We start from the raw sequence: 22,389 nt of genomic DNA on the forward strand, positions 1-22,389 counted from the left end.
AGCAATGCATGCAGCTGACGAATACTAATCGGTCGAGGGCTTATCCTAAACGTTCAGGTTTGCAAGAGCCTGAAAAAACACAGCTAAAGTGTTGAGTTTCGTATCCAGTTTTGAAGGTGCATTTCATATGCACATAAGAGAAATCACCCCAACGTGAGTGGTTTTTTTTATTGGGCATGAGGCATCTTAAAAAGGCCCGTTGGTCAAGGGGTTAAGACACCTCCCTTTCACGGAGGTAACAGGGGTTCGAATCCCCTACGGGTCACCATATATGGCGGCGTAGCTCAGCTGGCTAGAGCATTCGGTTCATACCCGGAGGGTCGGGGGTTCGAGTCCCTCCGCCGCTACCATATTTATTTCGGAGGCTTAGCTCAGCTGGGAGAGCATCTGCCTTACAAGCAGAGGGTCGGCGGTTCGATCCCGTCAGCCTCCACCATCTAGCATGAAGTGACACGGAGTGGACCTTATGCGCAGCTTGCTCAAGGAACCTAGGCCTGAGGCTGCATTCGATCAAATCCTGCCGCTCATAACTACCTTTTTCTGCGGAGCCGTGGTGTAGAGGCCTAACATGCCTGCCTGTCACGCAGGAGACCGCGGGTTCGAATCCCGTCGGCTCCGCCATTTATAAACTTGCCGCTGTAGCTCAACTGGTAGAGCAACTGACTTGTAATCAGTAGGTTGGGGGTTCAAGTCCTCTCGGCGGCACCACTTTACGGTATGAGCCATTAGCTCAGTTGGTAGAGCACCTGACTTTTAATCAGGGTGTCGTAGGTTCGAGTCCTACATGGCTCATGCTTTTCATCATACAATATGTGCGCCCTTAGCTCAGCTGGATAGAGCGTTTGACTACGAATCAAAAGGCCGGGAGTTCGAATCTCTCAGGGCGCGCCATCAGGCATAATTGCGGATCCTGTGTTCGCTTGCTTATACGAGGAAGCTTGTTTCGTCACTTGACGTAACTGGCTTCTTTTTTCATTTCAAGCTCAACATGCGTGATGGTGAACATGCCTAATTATGGTACAATGTAAAGATCAATTAGCACGTTATAACAGATCGCGGTCGGAGGCGAGAGATACGTTGTCAATACGCGAGGAGCCCGCGTTAATCCCGCTAGCGGATTATCGGGATCAGGAAGAGATCAAGCGTTTGCTGGCGATGTGCGTCTGGCCTGATGAGGCCAGCGTGGAACGTGCGTGGACTCGTTATCGCGAGGAGGGCTGCGCGTTGCTCGGCAGGATCGACGAATCCGGGCTTGTCGGGTTGATTGGGATCCGGGAAGAGCGGCTGGGGGAGTATGAGCTGCTTCATCTGGCGGTAAGCCCGAACGAGCGGAGCCGAGGGATCGGCAGCGGCATGATTACCGAATGGATGCAGACGCGGCAAGCAGCGCAGCTAACGGCGGAGACGGACGCCGAAGCCGTCCATTTTTACGAAAAAGCCGGTTTTCGCATTATAAGCTTGGGCGAGAAGTATCCGGGGGTCGAGCGGTTTCGCTGCGTGCTGCGTAAATGTGAGCCATATTGCGTAGGATAAATAAAGTCAGCTTTCGCTTCGGGTCGCGCTGCCCAATCGGTTTCACAATGCCAGCTAACCATAAGATCATGCAACTTTTCTAATCTGCTGCGTATAAACACAAAGATAGCTTTTTGTAACAGGGTTGTTTGTATATTATTTTGGGAGGTCCATTGTTTTGTCCATAGAAATTGTTGTCCTGATTTTGCTTATCGTGCTTAATGCCTTTTTTGCCGCATCCGAAATTGCACTCATTTCGCTGAACGACAACAAGATCAAAGCGATGGCCGAGAACGGCCATAAGAAAGCCAAACTGCTCATGCAATTGCTGGGCGAGCCGAGCCGTTTTCTGGCGACCATTCAAATCGGGATTACGCTGGCAGGCTTCTTGGCATCCGCCTTCGCGGGTGAGTCGTTCGCCGGCGGATTGGCTAAAGTGCTGTTCGATGCAGGCGTACCGCTCTCGCTTGAATCGCTGGAGACGGTCTCGCTTATCATCATTACGCTCATTCTGTCCTACTTCACGCTCGTCTTCGGCGAGCTGGTGCCGAAGCGGCTGGCGATGACGAAGGCGGAAGGAATCGCGATGTTCGCGGTCACGCCGCTGACGATTATTTCGAAAGTGACGTCGCCATTTGTCAAACTGCTGACCTTGTCGACAAACTTGCTCGTGCGGCTGTTCGGCGTTGACCCGAATGCGAACACGGAGCAAGTTACCGAAGAAGAAATTCGCATGATGCTGGACGTCGGCAACGAGAACGGCGCGATCCAAGAAACCGAGAAGCGCATGATTCACAATATTTTCGAGTTCGACAACAAGAACGTACTGGATATCATTACGCATCGAACGAACGTTGTCAGCATTCCGGTGACCATTACGCTGAGCGAATTAATTCAAGTCGCGCATCTGGAGAAGTACTCACGCTTCCCGGTATACGAAGGCGACCACGACAACATCGTCGGTATTCTGCATACGAAGGACCTCATCCCTTATATTAACCAAGGCTGCGCGGAGCAGTTCGAGCTAAGTAAACTGTTACGCAAGCCTTACTTTATACCGGCATCCAAGCCAATCGACGATGTTTTTCACGATTTGCAGTCCAAAAAGATCCATATGGCGGTCGCGATCGACGAATACGGCGGCATGGCCGGCATTATTACGATCGAGGACTTGATTGAGGAGATCGTCGGCAATATATTCGACGAGCATGACGATGACGAGAAGGAGATCGAACAGCTGGATGCGGACACGTACCTCATCAACGGTCTGATTTCACTGCGGGAAGTGAACGAGCTGCTTGACATTCATTTGCCGCTGGACGAATACGACACGCTGAGCGGTCTCTTGATCGGCGAACTCGGCACGATTCCGCGCAAGGGCGAACAGCCATCGGTCGAACTCGAAGGCGTGCTGTTCCGAGTGGAAGAAGTGGTGCGCAAGCGCATCGGCAAGGTCAATGCGACGAAGTTGCCGAAAGCGTCGGCGGCGGAGACGAACGAATAAACTTCGGCAAGCGCCGGAGGATAAGAGGGCGACGGGAACGCGCGAAGGCGCGCCCCGTTGTTCGCGAGGAAATAAGCGAGGAAGCTGCTGCCTGGGAATAGGCTAGCGGCTTTTTTTCATTAGGGGCAGGAGGGAAAGGATCGAATCCACTTGACTGTGAAACAATCCCCTGCTTTTCCCACCTAGTAGCATGATTGACAAGAGGCCATAAGCCAGCTTATTATACCCATAGGGGTATACGTAAAATAACGCGGATTCCTCTAAGAACGGAGGTTGATGCATGGATGTAGATGTAGGCTGGCTGCTAGCGTTGTTTGCCATTGGTTGGACGGGAGCTTTCATAGCCGGGCTAGTCGGCATCGGGGGTTCGATCGTGAACTATCCGCTGCTGCTGGTTGTTCCGCCGGCGCTCGGGTTCACGGCCTTCTCCGCGCACGAGGTAGCCGCGATCGGGGCCGTTCAAGTATTGTTCGCCACTTTGTCGGGGACGTTATCTTACCGGAAGAGCGGGCTTATCCACCGGCGGCTGGTGTTGTACATGGGTGTGCCGATCGCGCTGGGCGGTCTGGCGGGGAGCTATGGCTCCGCCTTCTTGCCCGAATCGGGAATTCACGTATCGTATGCGCTCCTGGCGCTTGTGGCTGCGGTCATGATGTGGATGCCAAAGCGTAAGATCGATGGCCCGGAGACGGGGCAACCTGAGTTTCAGACAGGAATCGCTGCGGGAAGCGCTATAGTCGTCGGCCTCATGTCTGGCATCGTCGGCGCCGGCGGGGCATTCATCACACTCCCGATTATGCTCATGCTGCTGCGTATCCCGACCCGCACGGCCATCGCTTCGTCGCTTGCGATCACGTTCCTGTCCTCAATCGGTTCCGCTGTTGGCAAAGCGTTGGGTGGTCATATGCTGCTCATTCCTTCGGCGGTCATGGTGGTCGCGAGCTTGGCGGGATCGCCGATAGGCGCGATGGTTGGACGGCGGATGAGGGCAGACCTGCTGAGGTGGTTGCTGTCCGCGCTCATTGCGTTGACGGCGGTGAAAATTTGGTTCGATATTCTAATGCAGCGATAGGAGAGAGGACGTAATGGCAGGAAAGTTTGCGAGATCGATGACAGCCGCAGAAGCTGCGGCACGGTTAGGTCAAGGGGAAGCGATGCAGATCTTGGACGTACGCGAACTTGCGGAATGGGAAGCCGGTCATATCGCCGGCGCGATATCGATCCCGCTTGGCGAGCTGCCCAGGCGGCATACGGAACTGGGGATCGGGTTGGAGACGCTGATCGTCTGCCGCAGCGGCAATCGGAGCGGATTGGCTTGCGAGATTCTGGAGTCTCTCGGTTATGAGGTCATTAACTTGACCGGCGGGCTACTGGCCTGGCGAGGCGATTTGGTTACCGGTTCGAGCCCGAGTTCCTAATCAAGGGTTCTGCGATTTTGGTAACGGGCTCAAGACCGAGTATCTAAACAAGGCGCAGCATGGATACTTGGGGTGCACAAGCGGATTTTACAGGGGTTGGCCATTTTTTTTAGCCGCTCATATACCTATAGGAGTATGGGTAAAAATGCGAGAAGGAGGATGACGCGATGTCGGAGACGTCAAGAATACCGACCGATTTCATATTGAACTGCAAAGGATTAGCCTGCCCCCTGCCGATCGTGCGCACGAAGAAGGCGATGGATCAGCTGCAGGCGGGGCAAGTCATCGAAGTGCAGGCGACAGATAAAGGCTCGCTGGCCGATCTGCAAGGGTGGGCTGGCTCGATGGGCCATCACTACTTGGGTACGGTTCACGAAGGGGAGGTGTTGAAGCATTTTATTCGGAAAGCGAGTTCGGACGAAGCGCGGACCGAGGCGCCTTTTGCCCGCACGGCGCGGAACGACGAGCTGCAAGAAATGCTGAATAATGGGGAGGCGCTGACGGTGCTAGACGTACGGGAGCCGGCGGAGTACGCGTTTAGCCGGATTCCGGGAGCGGTATCGATTCCGCTGGGCGAGCTGGAGCAGCGGGCGAGCGAGCTGCCGCGGCATGCGCCGCTCTACGTCATCTGCCGGACCGGGGCCCGCAGCGACATGGCTTGCAAGAAGCTGGACGCGCTCGGATTCGACGATATCTACAACACGCTGCCGGGGATGTCCGAATGGAGCGGATCAATCGAGGGGAATGCGTAGGGAGGAGAACGAGAATGACAACGTCAGCAAGCATAAGCAGCATGAAGGCAGAGGAAGCAGCTGATCTCATCATTAGCGGAAAGCCGTTGTTTATTTTGGATGTGCGCAACGCAGCCGACTATGCGGATTGGAGAATCGAAGGCAAGCGGGTGGAGTCGGTCAACATCCCCTACTTCGAGCTGCTGGATGGCGTGGGACCGGCGATTGCGCTGCTACCCCAAGATCGGGAGGTACTCGTCGTCTGCGCCAAGGAAGGCTCCTCGGTGTTCGTGGCCGAGCAGCTTGCCGAGGCGGGGGTACAAGGCGTGCGCTACCTGGAAGGCGGGATGAAGGCGTGGAGCGAATACGTTCGGCCGGTGAAGCTCGGCGATCTCCGCGGCGGCGGCGAGTTGTTCCAGTTCGTGCGGATGGGCAAAGGCTGCCTCTCCTATATGATCGTCTCAAACGGCGAAGCCGCGGTCATCGACGCGCCTCGCATGACGGAGACGCTTCTGCAAGTGGCGGAGGAGCGAGGCGCGCGTATTCGGCATACGCTCGACACGCATTTGCACGCGGATCATATTAGCGGCGGCCGGCAGCTGGCGCTGCAGACGGGCGGGACGTATTGGCTGCCGCCGAAGGATGCGCGCGAGGTGGCGTTCGACTATGCCAAGCTGGAGGATGGCACGCGCATTGTCGTCGGCGGCACGACGATCGAGATTCAGGCGATGTATTCGCCGGGACATACGATCGGCAGCACGTCGTTCCTCGTGGACGGGACGTATCTGATGACGGGCGATATCTTGTTCGCAGCTTCGATCGGACGTCCGGATCTCGCTGGACTTGCGGAGGATTGGGCAGGCGACCTGCGCGAGACGCTGTACGAGCGGTATCGGGCGCTGCCGGAGGCGTTGATCGTACTGCCGGCCCACTATGGCACTTGGCGAGAACTAGGCGAGCGAGGGGAAGTGACGGCGCGATTAGGCGACTTGTTCGCTGGCAATCCCGGACTGAACATCCCGGACGAGGCGGAGTTCCGGCGCATCGTGACGGAGCAGCTGCCGCAGCAACCGAATGCGTATGAAGCGATCCGGCACACGAACATGGGGCGTCTAACGCCATCGATTGAAGAACAACGCGAGATGGAGAGCGGGCCTAACCGCTGCGCCATACACGACAAATAAGGAGGACGAGGAAATGGAAATCAGCGTAATGGTCGATACGAAAGGCATGGCATGCCCGATGCCGATCGTCAAGGCGAAGAAAGCGATGGCTAGCTTAAACGCGGGACAAATCATGCAGGTGCTATCGACGGATAAAGGCGCGGTGAACGATTTCACCGCATGGGTGAAGCAAACCGGACATGAACTGTTGCGTCATGAAGAAGACGGCGGCGTCTATGCGTTCTACGTGCGGAAGGACTAGAAAGGGGAGCGAAAAGTGGGAGTGAACAAGAAAACGACGATCGTCCTGTTCAGCGGCGATTACGACAAGGCGATGGCGGCTTTCATCATCGCGAATGGGGCCGCGGCTTACGACCACGACGTGACGATCTTCTTCACGTTCTGGGGACTGAACACGCTGCGTAAGGAAGGACCGGTGAAGACGAATAAAGGCATGCTGGAGCGGATGTTCGGCTGGATGATGCCGCGCGGGGCGAACAAGCTGGGCCTCTCCAAGATGCAGATGGCCGGAATGGGACCGAAGATGATCAAGCATGTCATCAAGAAGCACAACGCGCTTACGCTGCCGCAGCTGATTGAGTTGGCCCAAGAGCAGGGCGTGAAGCTCGTCGCTTGCACGATGACGATGGACCTGCTCGGCTTGCGGCGCGAGGAGCTGATCGACGAGCTTGAGCTTGGCGGCGTTGCGACGTATTTGGGCGAGGCGTCGGAGGGGAACGTGAATCTGTTTATTTAAAGGTGTACGACCTCTTGTTTTGCCTTATACTATACCCATACGCGTATGTGTGATACAGCTGAAAGGGGATGAGCCGGATGGAGTTCCAATACACCGACGAGATGAAGACTAGGCTTCGCCGCATCGAAGGGCAAATTCGGGGCGTACTGCGCCTCATGGATGAAGGACAGTCCTGCAAAGACGTCGTCAGCCAGCTGTCGGCGGTCCGCAATGCATCGGACAAGGCGATCGCCCAGATCGTCGCGGAGAATTTGCAGCACTGCATTCTGGAGGAGCAGGCGGCGGGCGGCGATACCGGCAAGCTGGTGAAGCAGGCGATCGAATTATTGGTGAAGAGCAGATAGCGGGCAAGAACGGCTGAAATGAGCGGCGGCGGTCGGGCGGGCGCATGACGGGGCAGCATATGCGTAGCGGCCGTGGATGGCCGATCGGTGAAGCGGTGGGCCCTTCGCTTCTTAGGCCGGTGGAGCAATCAGCACCGTCCACGGCGCCTGCGCAACCGGCGAACGAATGCCGTCTCTCCATATGTCACGGAGGTTGGAAGAACAATGACGTTTAATTTTAATACGCTGATCGATGTCGCGATCGCGGCGCTGTTCATATGGCTGCTGTACTTGCAATTCGGACCGGTCCGAGGTCTGCGGACGCTGGCCGCGCGGGATTTCGACCGCGAGCTTGCCGAAGCGCCGAAAGAAGCGCTGCTGCTCGACGTGAGGGAAGCGGGCGAGTTCCGCAGGGGCGCGATCCCGAAGGCGGTTAATATTCCGTTGTCCGCGCTCGGCCGCAGGCTGGAAGAGATTCCGAAGGATCGCAGCGTGTATCTCTATTGCCAAAGCGGCGTTCGAAGCAAGCGTGCGGCGCGACTGCTGAAGCGGAGGGGGTACGACCGTATCGCGCAGTTGAAAGGCGGCATCGCCGCTTGGGATGGCAAGCGGACGCGCTAAGGGCGAAACGGTATGGATTATCGCGGCTGAACGATAACAAATAAAGCCAGCCTCGAGAACGAACGACTTGTATTCACTGCTCCTCTCGATTGCTATACCCATGCTCTAAGGAGAGCCGAAAGCAGGCCTGCTCGCGTAGTTAACGAGACCAGCGTCAGCGGCGTGACGTATAGAAGGATAGCTTTTACGATTTTGGCAAAGGCCCTACCTATTCAAGCGTAGGGCCTTTGCCGCGCGAAAGGGGATTTTGGCGGGATGTATACGGTGCAGGTTGGCCAGCTGGCGCTGAACTTGGAAATCGCGGTGTACCTGCTATCGGGATTAGCCGGCGTATTTGGCGTATGGCTGCGTTCGAAGCGGGGGGCAATCCCGCGTACGCAAATATCGGACGCGATGCATGCGGTTTTCCTCTGGCTAATCATATGGAAAGCGAGTATAATTGTATTCGATCCGGTTACAGTTATGGCGGAGATGAGATCGCTGTTATACTTTAGCGGCGGTTCCAAAGGGGCTATGTTGGCATCAATCGTGTCGGCCGCGTATGTGCTGTATAAAGGGCGCCGTACCAAGGCTAGCCTATTGACGGCCGCGGAAACCGCATGCATCGTCGCGTTCGGGGCTGCAGGCGCGTTCATGGCCATAGAGCCGTGGTTCACGGAAGCGTGGTCGGTTCGTCGGCTGCTGGCGATTCTGCTGGCCGTGCTTATGATGCTTTGGCTTATTGCCCGGCGCGAGTCGGCGGATTGGCGCCAGCTCTCCACTGGCGTGCTGCTTGGCGTCTTGGCTTTCATGGCGGTGACGATGGTGCAGTTCCGATCTGCGGATGAGCCGCTCATTCCCTCGCAAGCCGTAAGCGGGAACGTGAAGACCGGGGCCAAGCAAGGCCAGCTTGCACCCGATATCCAGTTGACGGACCGGGATGGTAAGGTGGTCCGGCTCTCCGATTATAGGGGGAGAGTCGTCATCCTGAACTTCTGGGCGAGCTGGTGCCCGCCGTGCAAAGCGGAAATGCCGCATATGCAGAAGCTGTACGACACGTATCGGAATGAAGCGGTTGTGCTGCTATCGGTGAACATGACGACCACGGAGAGCGGCCCGGACGCCGTATGGGCGTTCGCGGACAAGAAAGGCACGACATTCCCCATCGTGCTGGGTGAAGAGGGCGCCGCGATGGCGGCATACAGCATCCGCACGTATCCGACGACGATCTTCGTCGCGCCGGATGGCATCATCCACGCAAGACTGCTAGGCGCAGTCGATTATGACGGTATGCATCGAATAATCCGGGACATGGGCTGAGGGAGGAACGATGATGTTTCGTTTGCTTGGTTTAATTATGCTGGTGGCGATCGGCTATTGGATGTACCGCAAGTATGCGCCCGTGCGCGGCCTGCGGCAGTACGCGCTTGGCGACTTGTCCGGGCTGGCAGCAAGGCTTGACGTTCAACTGCTCGATGTGCGGGACTACTTGGAATTCGAAGAAGGGCATTACCAAGGGGCGGTTAATCTGTCGCTCGGCCGACTCAGTTCGTTCTGGCGCAGACATGTGGAAGCAGGTCGGCCGCTCGTGCTGCTGGGCGGGAAGCCTTCCGAGGTGTACCAGGCGGCAAGATTTCTGAAGGCGAAGGGCTTCCGCCAGCTCTCGTATGCGCTCTACGAATCGAAGCAGGCGAGCAGCGCGCCCTGTAGACAGTGTCCTTGTTGTTAACGGAATAGATGGTCGGCGCAAGCCGACATAGCAAAGGGCAGCCATCGAGGCTGCCCTTTTTTGATGCATATAGGATGCCCTGTTTCAGGCGAGAATGGCGGGTGTAAGATAATTAGTAGAATTTGGTCATGGTATAGGAGTTAGCCGACTTGAATAGGGGAGGGGCTTGTCCGGCTTGGACCTTGGCCGCATCGTACGTCGTGTCGATCGTAACCCACTCCCCGGACTCTTCCAGATACACCTCGTTCCACGCATGCAGCACGTCTGGATGCTTGTTCTCATACCCGACCACCAGCTTCGTGGTCAAGCCGATGCTTCTGGCCATCGCGGCGAAGGTGGCGGCGTAATCGTAGCAGATGCCTTTCCCGGATTTGAAGACGGCGTCCAGGTTCGGCAGGTAATCGGGTTTCACGCTTGCTGCTTTGGTATTGTCGTATTTAAAGGTCTTCGTAATATGGGCGTAAATGGACTTGATCTTGTCTTGGTCGGTCTTGGCGTTCTTGTTCAGCTGTTGGGCTTTCAATACGGCAAGATTGTTTGTGTTCCAATTGACGATGGGGCTAGTTTGACGGAAGACGATATTGGCGTCTGCGAGCTTAAGCTCAACGGTTTCCTTATGGATGACTTTGTATTTGTTGGCGCTAGCCGCTTCAGCCACCATGACCGTGTAGCTGCCGTTGCCGAGTTGGAGCGGGTAGCTGCTTCCGGCTGTCAACGAATAGTCGTAACTCGATTTGTCTTTGGTGATCCGTACGATGGCTTTGACGTTAGCCGGAGGCTGGTATTTCACCTTGATGATCCCTTTGCCTATGTACTGAAGGTCAAGAATGGCGGGGGCCGGCGAATCGGCGGTTACGGTCGGCGCCGAATAAACGAACGCCGCGAGAATGAGAAGCAGTACGACGAGTGGTTTGTTGAACACAAAAAAGCTCTCCCTTCGGAAACTGGCTGCCATCTTGACCGCGTCAAGGAAGGCCCTTTAGTTTTGCGTCGCTAGCTTTCGCTAGGTTTGCCTTTATCGGTAGAAAGCACCGAATTTCAATATAGTCCCAATTTACTACATATTGCTACCGTTGGCTATAGCTATTTGTAGATTCTTCTTGTATTTTGCCTTTTACGATCAGTCGATGCGTTGGATTTTTCATCGGGTGGCAGGTAATCAAAGTAATCTCGCGGTCACGGTCATTGCTCTCTAATACCTCTACTTGCGTGGGCAGGACGTATTGTTTGGTCTCCACGACGTAATGGTAGGTTCCGTTATCCGTCTCAACCGCGATGACATCCCCGATCTTGACTTCATCCAATCGGTTGAAATTTTTACCGAAGGTGCGGTTACGATGACCGGCAATCGCATAGTTGCCGACCGCGCCAGGCTTGCCCGTATGGAGCATGCTGGCTACCGACAGCTTCAAGTGAGCCGGAGTGGCGTCCGTTATGATCGGCAGTCTCAGATCGATAGCTTCAATGGAGAGAATCCCTTCAACGGGAGCGTCCCCAAGCGGATTCGTCGTCTTCGCGACAGCGGGCTCTACGTTCACCGCATCCGGTTGCACGGCTGGTGGCGGAGAGGAGATGGGCGGCATCTCCGGTTCGGGCATATCCAATTGACTTAGATTAGTCTCCCAAGCCTGCAGAATCTGCTGCTGGCGGTAGCTTTCATAGCGATCGGCCAAAGTAGGATAGAGCAGGACGAGGATGCCGGCGAGAATGAATAGGAAAGGTACGAGTCTCTTAATCATGGGATGTAGTCGCCTTTCTGCAAAAAATGGCGAATTTTGGTTGTATATTTTTGTATATTCATATAAAATAATTGCGGCTTGGTTCACTTTATATTCTATAGAAGGAGGATTGCATTCGCAAGAAATTGCTCCAAAATAATCCAATAGCTAAGAGAGGTCTGCGCCAAATGCGGTTAAGAATGTTGCACAGTAAGATTGCGAGCGCCCTCGTATTCCTCATGGTCGTGGCGCAATTGACGGGCTCGGCAGGTTTGCTCCGGCATGCTAACGCGGCTGAGATAAGCGGAAACATTATTAAGGATGCAGCTATTACTATATTGGACGCGAGCGGCACGCCTGTAACCGAGGCGGTGTATGAGCAGGGCGCTAAGGTGAATCTAGATTTCAAATGGGAGCTTCCGAATGGACATGGCTATAAGGCGGACGACACGTTCACGTTCGACATTCCGGAGTCGTTCAAGCTCTATAGCGATTTTACGGCGCCATTGGTTCTGGAGGACGGCGGCGATGTGGGGCAATTCGCGGTCGACGCCAGCGAACATCGGATCGTCATGACGTTCAACGACTACATCGAAAATTATGACAACGTCAAAGGCACGATGCAGTTGAAGACGGAGTTCGACAAGCAGGTTATCCAAGGCAGCGTCGAGCAGGAAATCGTCATCAAAATCAAAGATTTCGAACGAAAGTTCCTCTTGTTATTCAAACCCGATACAACGTCCGTGATTGAGAAGAGAGGAACGCCAAACGGATATAACCCGACAAACATCACCTGGGCCATCGACGTCAACAAGGTGCTGAAAACGGTAGAAAACGCGGTCGTGACGGATCCGGTACCGGCTGGTCTCACGCTGGCCGATGCTGCAGGCGTCGAGGTGTACAAGCTGGCAAGCCAGTTGGATGGCACCGTTACGGAAGGCGCGAAGGTCGCCGCGGACGAATATACGGCGCTGGTCGAAGACGGCGTGCTGAAAGTCAGCTTCAAGAACGCCATCGATTCGGCCTATCGCGTAAAATTCACGACGCCGATTGCAGACGGAGCCAAAGCGTCCTTCGTGAACACGGCATCGTTCGCAGGCGACAACGAGGAGAGCAAGAGCGCTTCTGCGACCGTAACTCCATCCTACGGGCCATCACTCGGCAAACAATCGACGGCGTACAGCGCCGCAGATCAAAAGCTGAGCTGGGCAGTCCAATTTAACTATCGCGGATTGACGCTCCCCGCAGGCGCGGAATTAATCGATACGATTAAGAAGACGCAATCGTATGACGCAACCTCGGTCGCCGTGTACCCGGTAACGTTCGACTTAACCGGGAAGCCGACCAAGGGTACCGCGCTCGATCCATCCGCATATACGGTCGTGATCGATAATGCGGGCGCAACGAACAATTCGCTCAAGCTCACGTTCAAAAATAACATTTCGTCTGCTTATCGGATCGAATATGACACGTTCGCCAACGAACGCGTCGAAGCGAAAGACAAGATCACCAACGAAGTGACATGGGGGACGGAGAAGGCGGGCGCCAGCCGCGATATCGGCCAAGTCATCCTGTCCAAGTCGATCGCGGCGGTAGATTATCAGAACCAAACCCTGGACTGGAAAATCGTCGTCAACGGCGATAGCGCCACAATGACGAATGCCAAGCTGACGGATTGGTTTACGCAGGGCGGCATGAAAATCGTTCCGGGTTCCCTCTCGGTGAAAAGTCAAAGCGGGTTGGCGGATGCAGCTGTAAATGAGGCGACCATCGATCCGGCGTCCAAGGACGCGCGCCTGGAAGTGACGTTCAAACCCGTTATTAATGAACCTTATATTATCACTTATACCACGGAGTACAGCCAGGACTGGCTCGCATACGATTGGCGATTGGCGAGCAGTAACACAGCGTTCCCGAACAAGGCTGCCCTGACATGGGACGAGAAAGCTACCGCGGGCGAGCTGTCGGTCACGACGACTTTCACGCCGAACAACGCGACAAAAGGCAACGGTTATAAGTTCGGCTCCTACAATCCGGTCGATAAAACGATCGCTTGGACGATCGGCCTCAATTATAACCGCAAAACGTTGAACGAGGCGGTTTTGGAGGATACGCTCGAAGAGGGGCAGAAGCTGATTCCAGCATCTTTGGAGCTGCATGAGATGGTCGTACCGCTTAACGGCGAGCAGGTTAAGGGCAACCCGGTACCGGCCGAAGATTACGCGGTTGACTATGATGAGACTTCCGGGAAGCTGAAGCTAAGTTTTAAGAAAGTCATTGCGGAAGGTTATATCGTTACGTTCAGGACAAGCGCGGACGGGCTTGTTCTTGATAGCTCGATTACCAATACCGCTCAACTGAAGAATGGCGGGACGTTGGAGTCCAAGAATTGGACGGCGACGGTCACCATTCCCCATGGCGGCGAATATGTCAGCAAGAACGGCGCACAGGACGGATGGGATCTGAATTGGACGGTAGCAATCAACCGCGGTCAGTCGACGGTACAGCAAGCGACCGTGAAGGATAGCGCAAGCGCCGGCCAGATTTACGTGCCGGATTCGTTCCATGTCTACGAGACGATAATCGGCGCCAACGGCAGCGTCTCGAAGGCAAGCGGGGAGTTAACGAAAGGAACGGATTATTCGATTGTCATTACGCCGAAGGCGGATGGCGGCGAGACCTTCGAGTTGAAGTTCCTCAAGGAAATTAAAACCGCCTACATACTGGCGTACACAACGACGATGATTACGGCCGAGCATGGCGACAAAGTATCTAACGACGTGGAATTTACGGGCGAGAACATCAAAGTCGGCGTGACCGATACGACGAAGGAAATCATCATCGGTCTTTCCAGCGGTTCGGGCACTGGCAGCGGCGACCGCGGCTCGCTGACCGTATTGAAGCAGGATGAGGAGACGCAGGCCAAGTTGAGCGGTGCCGCTTTCGCCCTTTACCGGGTATCCGGCAGCGCCAAGACATTCGTGAAGTCGCTCTCGACGGATGCGGACGGCAAGGCTGTATTCCGCAATCTGCTCTCCGGCAGCTACATCTTGATCGAGACCGCCGCGCCTACGGGTTATGTGCTTGACGCAAAAGAGCATCCCGTCGCCTTAAGTGCGAAGGCCGCGCTCGAGGTCGTCATTACGAACAAGAAGACTCCTGTAACTCCGCCGGATCCGATTGAAGGTTCACTAACGATCGCGAAGAAGGACGCAGCGGATAACGCGATCGTGCTGAGCGGCGCCGTGTTCGAGCTGTACAGCGTAGCGGGTAATGTCCGCACGCCGGTGGCGACCCAAACCACAGGCGCCGACGGGTTTGCGAAGTTCGAGAAGCTCCCCATAGGCGGTTACGTCGCGGTGGAGAAGACGGCGCCAGCGGGCTATGAGCTGGACGGCAAGGACCATCCGGTCACGATTGCCGGCGCGGCCAACGTCGATTTGACCGTGACGAATAAGAAAATTACGGTCATCCCGCCTGTTGTCATCGAAGGCTCGCTGACGATCGCGAAGAAGGACGCGGCGGATAACGCGATCGTGCTGAGCGGCGCCGTGTTCGAGCTGTACAGCGTATCGGGTAATGTCCGCACGCGGGTGGCAACCCAAACCACAGGCGCCGATGGGAAAGCGAAGTTCGAGAAGCTTCCGCTAGGCAGCTACGTCGCAGTGGAGAAAACGGCGCCGGCGGGCTATGAGCTGGACGGCAAGGACCATCCGGTAACCATCGTCGGCACGACAAATGTAGATTTGACGGTGACCAATAAGAAACTCCCAACGCCAGGTCCAGGACCTGTCGATCCGGGGCCAACGGATCCCGGATCAACGAGCCCGGGACCTACGAACCCGGGGACAACGGATCCCGGAACAACGAACCCAGGACCTACGAATCCGGGGACAGTGGACCCCGGAACAACAGATCCAGGCACGACGGATCCAGGCACAGTAAACCCTGGCACCAAGCCGACGCCCAAACCGATCAAGCCTCCTGTCGTGAGCGAGACGACGAAGCAGGACGAGATGATCGAGGGACAAGTCGAAGTACCGCTCGGCGGTACGGCTGTCGTGTCGAAGCAGCCGGACCATGGTACGGTCAAGGTCAATCCGGATGGCACCTGGGTCTATAAGCCGGATGCCGGCTTCGTGGGGAAAGACCGGATCTCCATTATCGTCAAGGATCCGGACGGAAATACGGAAGAGATTTTCATCGACATTACCGTGGATCCGATCCCGCTAGGCAATGATGAGCCGAATAGCGCGGCCAAACCTGTCGCGACTTTGCCGAAGACGGGCGAGGGCAGCCACTTGCCGATTCAGCTAGCGGGCTTGGCGCTCATCGTAGTCGGATTCGCTTTATTCCGCGTACGCGTATTCCGCGGCCGGAATTAGGGAAGAACAGGCACGCATTCATGACAAAGAGCCGCAGATTCCAAATCTGCGGCTCTTTGTCATGAGAAGCGAACGTCCGGAACCTCTGTGGACTTAAGGCAGCTAAGGAGACGCCTCTTCCATTGTACGCTTCAAAATGTCGATTTCCGTCGCCAGCGACGAGACGACCCGCTCTTCGATGCCATCGAGCATGGTAGCCGTGTCCATTTTGCGCTCGATCCCTTCAGCCAGCATTTTATTCCAAATGGCGGCTGCTTTCGTATCGAGCGGCGTCGGGACGAGCTCGGACATTCGGGCCACGAGCTCCTCGTGCAGCGCGTATACCGGCTGGTTGCCCATGTACGGATTGACGGAGGCGAGCTCCTTCGGATTGCCGCGCGCGGGCAGATAGGCCGGGACCGAGCCCGCCATGCCGTTCTTGCTGGATTCCGTGACGTAGAACTCGATGAACTTCCAGGCGAGCTCCTTATTCTTGCCTTCGGACGGCAAAATGAAGTTGGCGCTGTTCTGCCAGCCGTAGAGGCCGAACGGAAGCCGCGTCTCCCGCCATAGACCGGCGGATTCCGGCGCCCAAGCTTGGATTTGATCGCCGCCCCAGGTGCCCATATACATCATCGCGATGTTGCCCTTGCGTACGGCTTCCTCGCCGCTGGACGTCCAGACGTCGAGGTGCGCAGCCAAGTTGAGGTCGTTGATGACCTTGGCGATATCAATCGCTTCCTTGAACATGTCGTTGTTGCGCTGGAAGCGGAGCTCGTCGTCGAAGAAGCTTTGCGTGCGTTCGTAGTTCATGACGATTTCCGGATCCCATTGGGTCAAGTAGATGCCGTCCTTCTTCAGCGTCTTGGCCATGTTCAGCCAGTTGTCCGGCTCGGCCATGTATTCGCCGAGCGCCTCCGGTTCGGAAGGAAAGTCGTATTTGTCCATAATATCCTTGCGGTAATAAGTTACGATGGGCGAGCTGGAGAGCGGGAATCCGACGAGCCGCTTCCTATCCAACGACATATTGCTTCTCCATAACGCTTGGCTGAAATCCTTCTCATATACGCCGGCGTTATACGGCGGATCGAGCAGGTTCTCAAGGCCTTTAATCGAGGAGAAGGAGCCGAACTGTGTGCTGTCCACAAGCATGATATCCGGAACAGTGCCATCAGCCAGCGCCTGCAGGAACTCGTTCTCGTACGAAGCGTACAGGAAGTCCTTCACCGTCACCTTCACATTCGGATACAGCTTCTGAAATTGCGGAATCAGCTTGTCGAAGCCTTTGTAGTAGACCCACAGCGTAAGCTCTGCGCTTATGTTCGGGTCGATGGCTTCCGTTTCTTGCGTGGTCGCGGCCGCGGCCTCGTCCTCCACGCCGAGCTGCTTCGTTCCGGCGCCAGGAGCGAAGCACCCGGTCAGCATGGCCGCGAGCATCGCTGCGATAAGCGTTATGCCGAAGCGATGTATATTGCGTTTTTTCACGATATTTCCTCCCGATTTTCCTCAGCGTTCATTTGCAAAAAGGCTGCGAATTCATCGGCCGGTAGCGGCCGGCTGATCCAATAGCCCTGCGCTTCTTCGCACTGGAGCTTCTCAATGTACCGGTAGTCCTCCGGGGTCTCGATGCCTTCGACGACAACATGCAGCTGCAGGCTGCGCAGCAGCTCGGCAATGGCGCCGACGATGCGCGATTTCTTCGGATCGTGCACGATCCCTTTCATGAATGTCCGATCAAGCTTGACCTCGTCGACAGGCAGGCGCTGCAGCTGGCTCAAGGAGGAATAGCCGGTGCCGAAATCGTCGATCGAGACGCGAAGGCCGAGCGCGCGAAGCGCCTCGAGCTGCGCGACGACTTTGTCGTGATTGCGAATGAAGATGCCCTCCGTAATCTCGAGCGTCAACAGCCGGAGATCCATCCCCGTCTCGTCGGCGATCGCTCGAATGAGCTGCGGCAGTTCGCCCTGCTCGAAATGGCGGCCGGAAATGTTGACGGCGACCGGCAGCTGCGGCATGCCCTGCCGTGCCCACTGCTGATTCTGCCGGCAGGCTTCCCGGATAACCCAGGCGTCGATCTCGGCGATCATGCCGGAGGTCTCCGCTAGCGGGATGAAACGGTCCGGCGGGATGAGGCCCAGATTCGGATGGTACCAGCGGATAAGCGCTTCTACGCCGCTGATGCGGCCGGTGGCCACCTCGATCTTCGGCTGGTAGTGCAGCTTAAACTCGCCGGCGCGGATCGCGCCACGCAGTCCGTTCTCCAGCTGCATTCTCTCCGCGAGGGATTGGTTCATCTCGTCGTCGAAAAACCGGTAGCAGCTTGTCCCCTGCTCCTTCGCCTGGTACATCGCCATGTCGGCGTGCTTGAGCAGGGAATCGTGATCGCGGCTGTCACGCGGGTAGACGCTGATGCCCAGGCTCACGGAGACGTACAGCTCGGTTCCAGCCAGCGGGATGGCGTCGTTGAATGTGCGGCAGATCGCATCTGCGGTCTCATGCAGCAGCGCCTCGTCCTCATAGACGAGCACGAAGACGAACTCGTCGCCTCCAAGGCGGAAAATGCGGCATTGCTCGGATTCGAAGCGGGAGAAGCGCTCCGCGACACGCTGCAGCAGCTCGTCGCCCGTGGCGTGGCCCATCGTGTCGTTGATCTGCTTGAACCGGTTCAAGTCTGCGAACATGACCGCTACCGAAGGGCCGGCTTGATGCTCCTCCAGCATGCGCAGCAGGTGGTCCGAGAAGTGAATCCGGTTCGGTAAGCCGGTCAGGCCGTCGTAGTACGCCAGATGCTGAAGCTTCTCTTCGGAGACCAACAGCTTGGCGGTCTGTTCCTTGAGCTTGCTGTTGGCATCCGAGGATTCCTGGAACAGCTTGAACAAGTCTCGCGACATATGCTGGAAGTTCTGAATGAGCGAGTTGAACTCGATAATGCCGCTGGACGGCCATTCGAGCGTCTCCATCCGTTTGAGCCGATCAGGCAAGTTCGCGGTGCTCGCCGCAAGCTCCGTAATCGTGCCGGTCAGCATGCGCCCGAACAGCAGCACAAGTACCGTGACACCGAGCGCGCATAGCATCAGGTTCAGGAAATGGTAGAAGTATTCCTCGTAGATCGTGTCGAGGAACGGGCCGAGCGGCGTATCGATATAGATCGTTATGGAGGCCTGAGGGACTTCCTGAATGTACAGGTAACCGGCATCCTGCCACGTTTGGCGGATATGGGCGTTGGCCGGCAGGGTTAAGTAGAACCGGTCGGTGAATTGCTTCTGGATATCGGCCTGAAGCCGGGTGAACTTCAGCCCGTACGGAGAACCCTGACTATCGGCGATAATCCGGTTCTGTTTGTCGGTGACGGTGATGATTGACGTGCCTTCGCTCGTGTATTTGTCGATCATGTTCTGCAGGTAACCGATTTGGATGTCGGAGCCGAGTTTCATCGAACGGTAATCCTCGGCGGTCCAGCGGCCAAGCTCTTCCTTGATGCTGCTGGCGGTTCCTTCCGACTGGTGCAGCGTATTGCGTTCCAAGGTGTCGGTAATGTTCGTGCTGCCGATGGACAAATACATGAGATAGGGAACGAAGATCATGAAAAGCGTGAAGTGGGCCAGCGCTTGCTTCAAGTGAATGGGCTGTCTTGTCTTCGGGGTGATTCGGAGCCAGAACGGCAAATATTTGACCACGATTCCGGCGAGCGTGGCGTTGATCAGGCTGTTCGTCGCTCCGACGAGCAGCGCTAGAATAATTTCGGACGTTTGATGATCGGTCACGTGCAGCACGAACGCCGCCGGAAGGGCAATCGCCGCCCAGAAGCAGGCGTCCCAGAAGAAGAGCGGCTTGGTGCTGTTGCGGCTAAGGAGCCCGACGGCCAGCAGCTCGGCAAGGTGGACGAACACGAAGGCGGATTTGCCGAACAGGATCATGCAGACGCCATCGACCACTAGCGCGCCAAGCGCCACATACCGGAGCCGCAGGAGGCCGATGGAGGCGAATAGCACCACGCCGCCGAAGGAGAGCGAGATGCCGTAGACGAGGGAAAGCGGCCGGCTCTCGAGGATGACGGCCAGCAGGATGACAGCGATGAAGATGGCCCATTTGCGAGCGTTGAGATGGCGAAGAAGAACTTGTCCCTCCACGATGGCTCCTCCTGCACGGTGAAATAATGAACGTGAACCCCATACATGCTTGTAAAAAAAATCAGGGGAATGCCTTGGGCATCCCCCTGATTCGAAAGGTTTCAAGAGATCGTTGCAGCCCGGCGATCATACTTGAATTTCAGATCCGTGGCTTTGCGTCCTATGCTTTCGCATAGTTTGCCCAATATGCAATTCATGAATGACTAGATTGCTAGGTTCTAAGTACTAGGACTGGTAAGCTTAATTGTAGAGGAATTGCAAAGCCAACTCAATGGTAATTGTTGATCGAAGTTATATTTTCTGTGGAACCTTCCTTTTTTCCTGCTAACCTAAAAAAAAGTTTGTGCGAATCTTCTTCACAGCTGCGAAAACAGGGTTGAAGGCGCCTCGAAGGGGTCGTAGAATTGGGGGTGTATTTGGATTAAGGTGGAATTATAGGGGGGTGTTCGGATGAAGATCGAGTTTCTGGGTACGGGCGGCGCGGTGACGATCCCCAGACCGATGTGCCGCTGCCATGTGTGCGTGGAGGCAAGGAAACGGGGCGTGCCGTACAGCCGATCGGGGCCGGGCGTCTATGTGCATGGGCCGAATCTGCTCATTGATACGTCGGAGGATATTTATATGCAGCTGAACCGATCGGGCGTGGAGCGGATCGACGCGGTCACCTACTCGCATTGGCACCCCGACCACGTGATGGGGCGGCGCGTGCTGGAGAGCATGAGCGGCGACTTTCGAAGATGGCCGCCTGACGTCAAGCCATGCGATGTTATCTTGCCGGAGCAGGTCGCGGCGGATTTCGAGGAGCGACTGGCTGGCGCGGAGCATCTCCGTTATTTCGAGAGCCAAGGCTTCATACGGCAGCGGACGCTGACAGACGGCGAGTCCTACTCGTCGAACGGTGCGGTGATCACGCCGATCCGTCTGGCGGAAGATTACGTGTACGCGTTCTCGATCGCCGAATCGGACAAGCGCGCCTTGATCGCGATGGATGAAATGTTCGGATGGGTACCGGACCCGGATCTGGCGGGCGTAGATCTCGCGGTGCTGCCGGCGGGCATCTTCGAGCACCATCCGATTACGGGAGAACGGCAGATCCATGAAGCCCACCCGGTACTGAAGATGGAGGCAACGTTCGCGCAGACGCTTGCGATTATCGAGCGGTTGAATCCCCGCCTGACGCTGCTGACGCATATCGAGGAGATGGACGGGCTCGGTTACGACGACTTGCAGCAGGTAGAGGCGTTGCTTGCGGAGAGCGGCCGGAACATCAAGTTCGCCTATGATACGCTCGTCGTCGAGGTGTGAAGCGAGGGATGGCGGCCAGATGAAGGCTGTCGCCACGTTTCAAGAGGAGGGGGACGCATGCTGCTGCTCCAAGGCGTAACGGGTTTCGGCGAGCGGGAAGAGGGAAGCAGTGCGCATACGAATGCGGGAGCGCGGTTTAAGGCTTTTTGTTATGATGCTGCCAGATTGTTAGGCTCGGAGGTGGTGTTGATCGAGCAGCCCAAGCTGCTTAAACGAAATTATCACCGTGCTTTCCTTAGGCACTCCAAGGGGAGTTTCGACCTCCTGCTGCACGAGGTTTATCCGTGGGTGGCCTGCGCTTCTTCCGTCGCTTGGTCAGCAATCGAATTCGTGGATCTGCCGCTCGTCATCGGGGCGATGCCGGCGCTAGACGATGCGTATGAATTGTTGACTGTGCGCGAGTTGAACGAGGCGTTGTTGATTGACGAGCGAACTCGCTCCGTATTGAATGACAATCGGCTTCACAAGGCGGATTTGGAACAGATTTTGTATTGGAAGCCGAGGACGGTCGGGGAAGTCGTGTTTAACTGTTGGGATTGAATACAAGAGTAGTTAATAAGGACGAACCGCTCTCGAATGAGAGTGGTTTTTTAATGGGAATCGTTGTAAAATAACTTCTACAAATGAAACTTAGTTTCAAATGATGAAACTGTAAGGGGCGGATCAAATGGCTTATCATTTCGACGGCATTGATCATGTGCAGTTAGCGGCGCCGGAAGGCTGCGAGGAAGAGGCGCGGCGTTTCTTCGGCGGGCTGCTCGGCTGGCCGGAAATTCAGAAGCCGGTGCCGCTGCGCGCCCGAGGCGGAGCATGGTTCCAATGCGGCGCGCATCAAGTGCACATCGGCGTTCAGAAGGATTTCGTCCCGGCGGCCAAGGCGCACCCTGCCTTTCATGTGCGGGGACTGGACCAGCTCAAAGTCAGACTGCTGGAGCGGGGAACGGCCGTCATCGACGACGATGCGCGGACGGAGGAAGGGGTCGCGAGATTCTACGTCCTAGATCCGTTCGGCAACCGGCTGGAGTTCATGGAGCAGGCGCGCTAGAGGAAGTACCCGTGCTGCAAGAACGAAGTACATGCCAGGACGGCTCAAAGTCCGATTGGGTGATGACCTATTATACGTGACACGAAAAAA

The 22,389-nt window shown here is 56.2% G+C and carries 20 protein-coding genes, 7 tRNA genes and 2 riboswitches; of the genes, 23 read left to right on the forward strand and 4 right to left on the reverse strand.

All coding sequences use genetic code 11. The features are described from left to right. The first annotated feature begins 193 nt into the window (after nt 1-193). The 19 genes from ACFFSY_RS04235 (at nt 194) to ACFFSY_RS04325 (ending at nt 9,737) form a co-directional block, all read left to right on the forward strand. Nucleotides 194-268 (forward strand) — tRNA-Glu (locus ACFFSY_RS04235). 5 nt (nt 269-273) lie between these two features. Next, nucleotides 274-350: transfer RNA gene (locus ACFFSY_RS04240), tRNA-Met, on the forward strand. Nucleotides 351-360: 10 nt separating this feature from the next. Beyond that, nucleotides 361-436: transfer RNA gene (locus ACFFSY_RS04245), tRNA-Val, on the forward strand. Between the two features lie 108 nt (nt 437-544). Then, nucleotides 545-621: transfer RNA gene (locus ACFFSY_RS04250), tRNA-Asp, on the forward strand. Between the two features lie 11 nt (nt 622-632). After that, nucleotides 633-708: transfer RNA gene (locus tag ACFFSY_RS04255), tRNA-Thr, on the forward strand. A gap of 11 nt (nt 709-719) precedes the next feature. Continuing rightward, nucleotides 720-792: transfer RNA gene (locus ACFFSY_RS04260), tRNA-Lys, on the forward strand. 22 nt (nt 793-814) lie between these two features. Then, nucleotides 815-891, forward strand: a tRNA-Arg gene (locus tag ACFFSY_RS04265). 186 nt (nt 892-1,077) lie between these two features. Continuing rightward, the gene (locus ACFFSY_RS04270) at nt 1,078-1,533 is read left to right on the forward strand and encodes a GNAT family N-acetyltransferase (RefSeq protein ID WP_377490379.1); all 456 of its coding nucleotides are present in this window, start codon (nt 1,078-1,080) and stop codon (nt 1,531-1,533) included. A gap of 157 nt (nt 1,534-1,690) precedes the next feature. Further along, nucleotides 1,691-3,016: a hemolysin family protein gene (locus ACFFSY_RS04275; protein ID WP_377490382.1), complete on the forward strand. Its 1,326-nt coding sequence runs from the start codon at nt 1,691-1,693 to the stop codon at nt 3,014-3,016. A 280-nt stretch (nt 3,017-3,296) separates the two neighbouring features. Continuing rightward, a complete protein-coding gene (locus tag ACFFSY_RS04280; protein ID WP_377490385.1) occupies nt 3,297-4,088 on the forward strand; it encodes a sulfite exporter TauE/SafE family protein in 792 nt (263 codons plus the stop codon). Nucleotides 4,089-4,101: 13 nt separating this feature from the next. Next, nucleotides 4,102-4,434: a rhodanese-like domain-containing protein gene (locus ACFFSY_RS04285; RefSeq protein WP_377490388.1), complete on the forward strand. Its 333-nt coding sequence runs from the start codon at nt 4,102-4,104 to the stop codon at nt 4,432-4,434. A 167-nt stretch (nt 4,435-4,601) separates the two neighbouring features. Next, nucleotides 4,602-5,186, forward strand: coding sequence for a sulfurtransferase TusA family protein (locus tag ACFFSY_RS04290; RefSeq protein ID WP_377490391.1), 585 nt, complete (start codon nt 4,602-4,604; stop codon nt 5,184-5,186). Between the two features lie 14 nt (nt 5,187-5,200). Continuing rightward, nucleotides 5,201-6,349 carry an MBL fold metallo-hydrolase gene (locus tag ACFFSY_RS04295; protein ID WP_377490394.1) on the forward strand — a complete coding sequence of 383 codons (1,149 nt, stop codon included), beginning with the start codon at nt 5,201-5,203 and terminating at the stop codon, nt 6,347-6,349. Nucleotides 6,350-6,362: 13 nt separating this feature from the next. Next, entirely contained in the window at nt 6,363-6,590 is a 228-nt protein-coding gene (locus ACFFSY_RS04300) for a sulfurtransferase TusA family protein (RefSeq protein ID WP_377490397.1), read from the forward strand. Nucleotides 6,591-6,605: 15 nt separating this feature from the next. Next, complete coding sequence (locus ACFFSY_RS04305; protein WP_377490400.1) at nt 6,606-7,085, forward strand: DsrE/DsrF/DrsH-like family protein; 480 nt, start codon at nt 6,606-6,608, stop codon at nt 7,083-7,085. Between the two features lie 77 nt (nt 7,086-7,162). Then, nucleotides 7,163-7,429 (forward strand): metal-sensitive transcriptional regulator, encoded by a 267-nt coding sequence (locus ACFFSY_RS04310; RefSeq protein ID WP_377490403.1) that lies wholly within the window; start codon nt 7,163-7,165, stop codon nt 7,427-7,429. A gap of 204 nt (nt 7,430-7,633) precedes the next feature. Beyond that, nucleotides 7,634-8,029 carry a rhodanese-like domain-containing protein gene (locus tag ACFFSY_RS04315; protein ID WP_377490406.1) on the forward strand — a complete coding sequence of 132 codons (396 nt, stop codon included), beginning with the start codon at nt 7,634-7,636 and terminating at the stop codon, nt 8,027-8,029. A gap of 255 nt (nt 8,030-8,284) precedes the next feature. Continuing rightward, a complete protein-coding gene (locus ACFFSY_RS04320; RefSeq protein ID WP_377490409.1) occupies nt 8,285-9,328 on the forward strand; it encodes a peroxiredoxin family protein in 1,044 nt (347 codons plus the stop codon). A 10-nt stretch (nt 9,329-9,338) separates the two neighbouring features. Then, complete coding sequence (locus ACFFSY_RS04325) at nt 9,339-9,737, forward strand: rhodanese-like domain-containing protein (RefSeq protein ID WP_377490412.1); 399 nt, start codon at nt 9,339-9,341, stop codon at nt 9,735-9,737. Nucleotides 9,738-9,849: 112 nt separating this feature from the next. Here the strand turns inward: ACFFSY_RS04325 and ACFFSY_RS04330 are convergent, their stop codons facing one another. Beyond that, on the reverse strand, nt 9,850-10,659 hold the full coding sequence (locus ACFFSY_RS04330) for a transglutaminase-like domain-containing protein (protein WP_377490415.1): 810 nt from the start codon (nt 10,657-10,659) through the stop codon (nt 9,850-9,852). A 14-nt stretch (nt 10,660-10,673) separates the two neighbouring features. Then, nucleotides 10,674-10,761: riboswitch (cyclic di-GMP riboswitch) on the reverse strand. Between the two features lie 43 nt (nt 10,762-10,804). Continuing rightward, nucleotides 10,805-11,476 carry a class D sortase gene (locus ACFFSY_RS04335; protein WP_377490418.1) on the reverse strand — a complete coding sequence of 224 codons (672 nt, stop codon included), beginning with the start codon at nt 11,474-11,476 and terminating at the stop codon, nt 10,805-10,807. A gap of 167 nt (nt 11,477-11,643) precedes the next feature. On the opposite strand from ACFFSY_RS04335, the gene ACFFSY_RS04340 reads away from it, so the two are divergent. After that, complete coding sequence (locus ACFFSY_RS04340) at nt 11,644-15,840, forward strand: collagen binding domain-containing protein (protein ID WP_377490421.1); 4,197 nt, start codon at nt 11,644-11,646, stop codon at nt 15,838-15,840. A 102-nt stretch (nt 15,841-15,942) separates the two neighbouring features. On the opposite strand, the gene ACFFSY_RS04345 is transcribed toward ACFFSY_RS04340, so the two are convergent. Together ACFFSY_RS04345 and ACFFSY_RS04350 are read right to left on the reverse strand one after the other, a co-directional pair. Further along, the gene (locus ACFFSY_RS04345) at nt 15,943-17,304 is read right to left on the reverse strand and encodes an ABC transporter substrate-binding protein (RefSeq protein ID WP_377490424.1); all 1,362 of its coding nucleotides are present in this window, start codon (nt 17,302-17,304) and stop codon (nt 15,943-15,945) included. After that, complete coding sequence (locus tag ACFFSY_RS04350; RefSeq protein WP_377490427.1) at nt 17,301-19,949, reverse strand: EAL domain-containing protein; 2,649 nt, start codon at nt 19,947-19,949, stop codon at nt 17,301-17,303. Before ACFFSY_RS04350 ends, ACFFSY_RS04345 begins: the two co-directional genes overlap by 4 nt. A 110-nt stretch (nt 19,950-20,059) precedes the next feature. Beyond that, nucleotides 20,060-20,141, reverse strand: a riboswitch (cyclic di-GMP riboswitch). 258 nt (nt 20,142-20,399) lie between these two features. Here ACFFSY_RS04350 and ACFFSY_RS04355 point away from each other — a divergent pair. The 3 genes from ACFFSY_RS04355 to ACFFSY_RS04365 all read left to right on the forward strand — a co-directional run bounded on the left by ACFFSY_RS04355 (nt 20,400) and on the right by ACFFSY_RS04365 (nt 22,299). Continuing rightward, a complete protein-coding gene (locus ACFFSY_RS04355) occupies nt 20,400-21,254 on the forward strand; it encodes an MBL fold metallo-hydrolase (protein ID WP_377490430.1) in 855 nt (284 codons plus the stop codon). Nucleotides 21,255-21,311: 57 nt separating this feature from the next. Further along, nucleotides 21,312-21,794 carry a hypothetical protein gene (locus tag ACFFSY_RS04360; protein WP_377490433.1) on the forward strand — a complete coding sequence of 161 codons (483 nt, stop codon included), beginning with the start codon at nt 21,312-21,314 and terminating at the stop codon, nt 21,792-21,794. A gap of 127 nt (nt 21,795-21,921) precedes the next feature. Next, entirely contained in the window at nt 21,922-22,299 is a 378-nt protein-coding gene (locus ACFFSY_RS04365; protein WP_377490436.1) for a VOC family protein, read from the forward strand. Nucleotides 22,300-22,389 lie beyond the last annotated feature (90 nt).

Origin of the sequence: Paenibacillus aurantiacus, from assembly GCF_042431225.1 — a bacterium.
GTDB lineage: Bacteria > Bacillota > Bacilli > Paenibacillales > Paenibacillaceae > Paenibacillus_Z > Paenibacillus_Z aurantiacus.

Coding starts and splice junctions, on each gene's coding strand:
- ACFFSY_RS04310 (WP_377490403.1), top strand. CDS start 7,163: ATGGAGTTCCAATACACCGACGAGATGAAGACTAGGCTTCGCCGCATC.
- ACFFSY_RS04340 (WP_377490421.1), top strand. CDS start 11,644: ATGCGGTTAAGAATGTTGCACAGTAAGATTGCGAGCGCCCTCGTATTC.
- ACFFSY_RS04325 (WP_377490412.1), top strand. CDS start 9,339: ATGATGTTTCGTTTGCTTGGTTTAATTATGCTGGTGGCGATCGGCTAT.
- ACFFSY_RS04315 (WP_377490406.1), top strand. CDS start 7,634: ATGACGTTTAATTTTAATACGCTGATCGATGTCGCGATCGCGGCGCTG.
- ACFFSY_RS04320 (WP_377490409.1), top strand. CDS start 8,285: ATGTATACGGTGCAGGTTGGCCAGCTGGCGCTGAACTTGGAAATCGCG.
- ACFFSY_RS04280 (WP_377490385.1), top strand. CDS start 3,297: ATGGATGTAGATGTAGGCTGGCTGCTAGCGTTGTTTGCCATTGGTTGG.
- ACFFSY_RS04365 (WP_377490436.1), top strand. CDS start 21,922: ATGGCTTATCATTTCGACGGCATTGATCATGTGCAGTTAGCGGCGCCG.
- ACFFSY_RS04295 (WP_377490394.1), top strand. CDS start 5,201: ATGACAACGTCAGCAAGCATAAGCAGCATGAAGGCAGAGGAAGCAGCT.
- ACFFSY_RS04290 (WP_377490391.1), top strand. CDS start 4,602: ATGTCGGAGACGTCAAGAATACCGACCGATTTCATATTGAACTGCAAA.
- ACFFSY_RS04355 (WP_377490430.1), top strand. CDS start 20,400: ATGAAGATCGAGTTTCTGGGTACGGGCGGCGCGGTGACGATCCCCAGA.
- ACFFSY_RS04300 (WP_377490397.1), top strand. CDS start 6,363: ATGGAAATCAGCGTAATGGTCGATACGAAAGGCATGGCATGCCCGATG.
- ACFFSY_RS04285 (WP_377490388.1), top strand. CDS start 4,102: ATGGCAGGAAAGTTTGCGAGATCGATGACAGCCGCAGAAGCTGCGGCA.
- ACFFSY_RS04335 (WP_377490418.1), bottom strand. CDS start 11,476: ATGATTAAGAGACTCGTACCTTTCCTATTCATTCTCGCCGGCATCCTC.
- ACFFSY_RS04360 (WP_377490433.1), top strand. CDS start 21,312: ATGCTGCTGCTCCAAGGCGTAACGGGTTTCGGCGAGCGGGAAGAGGGA.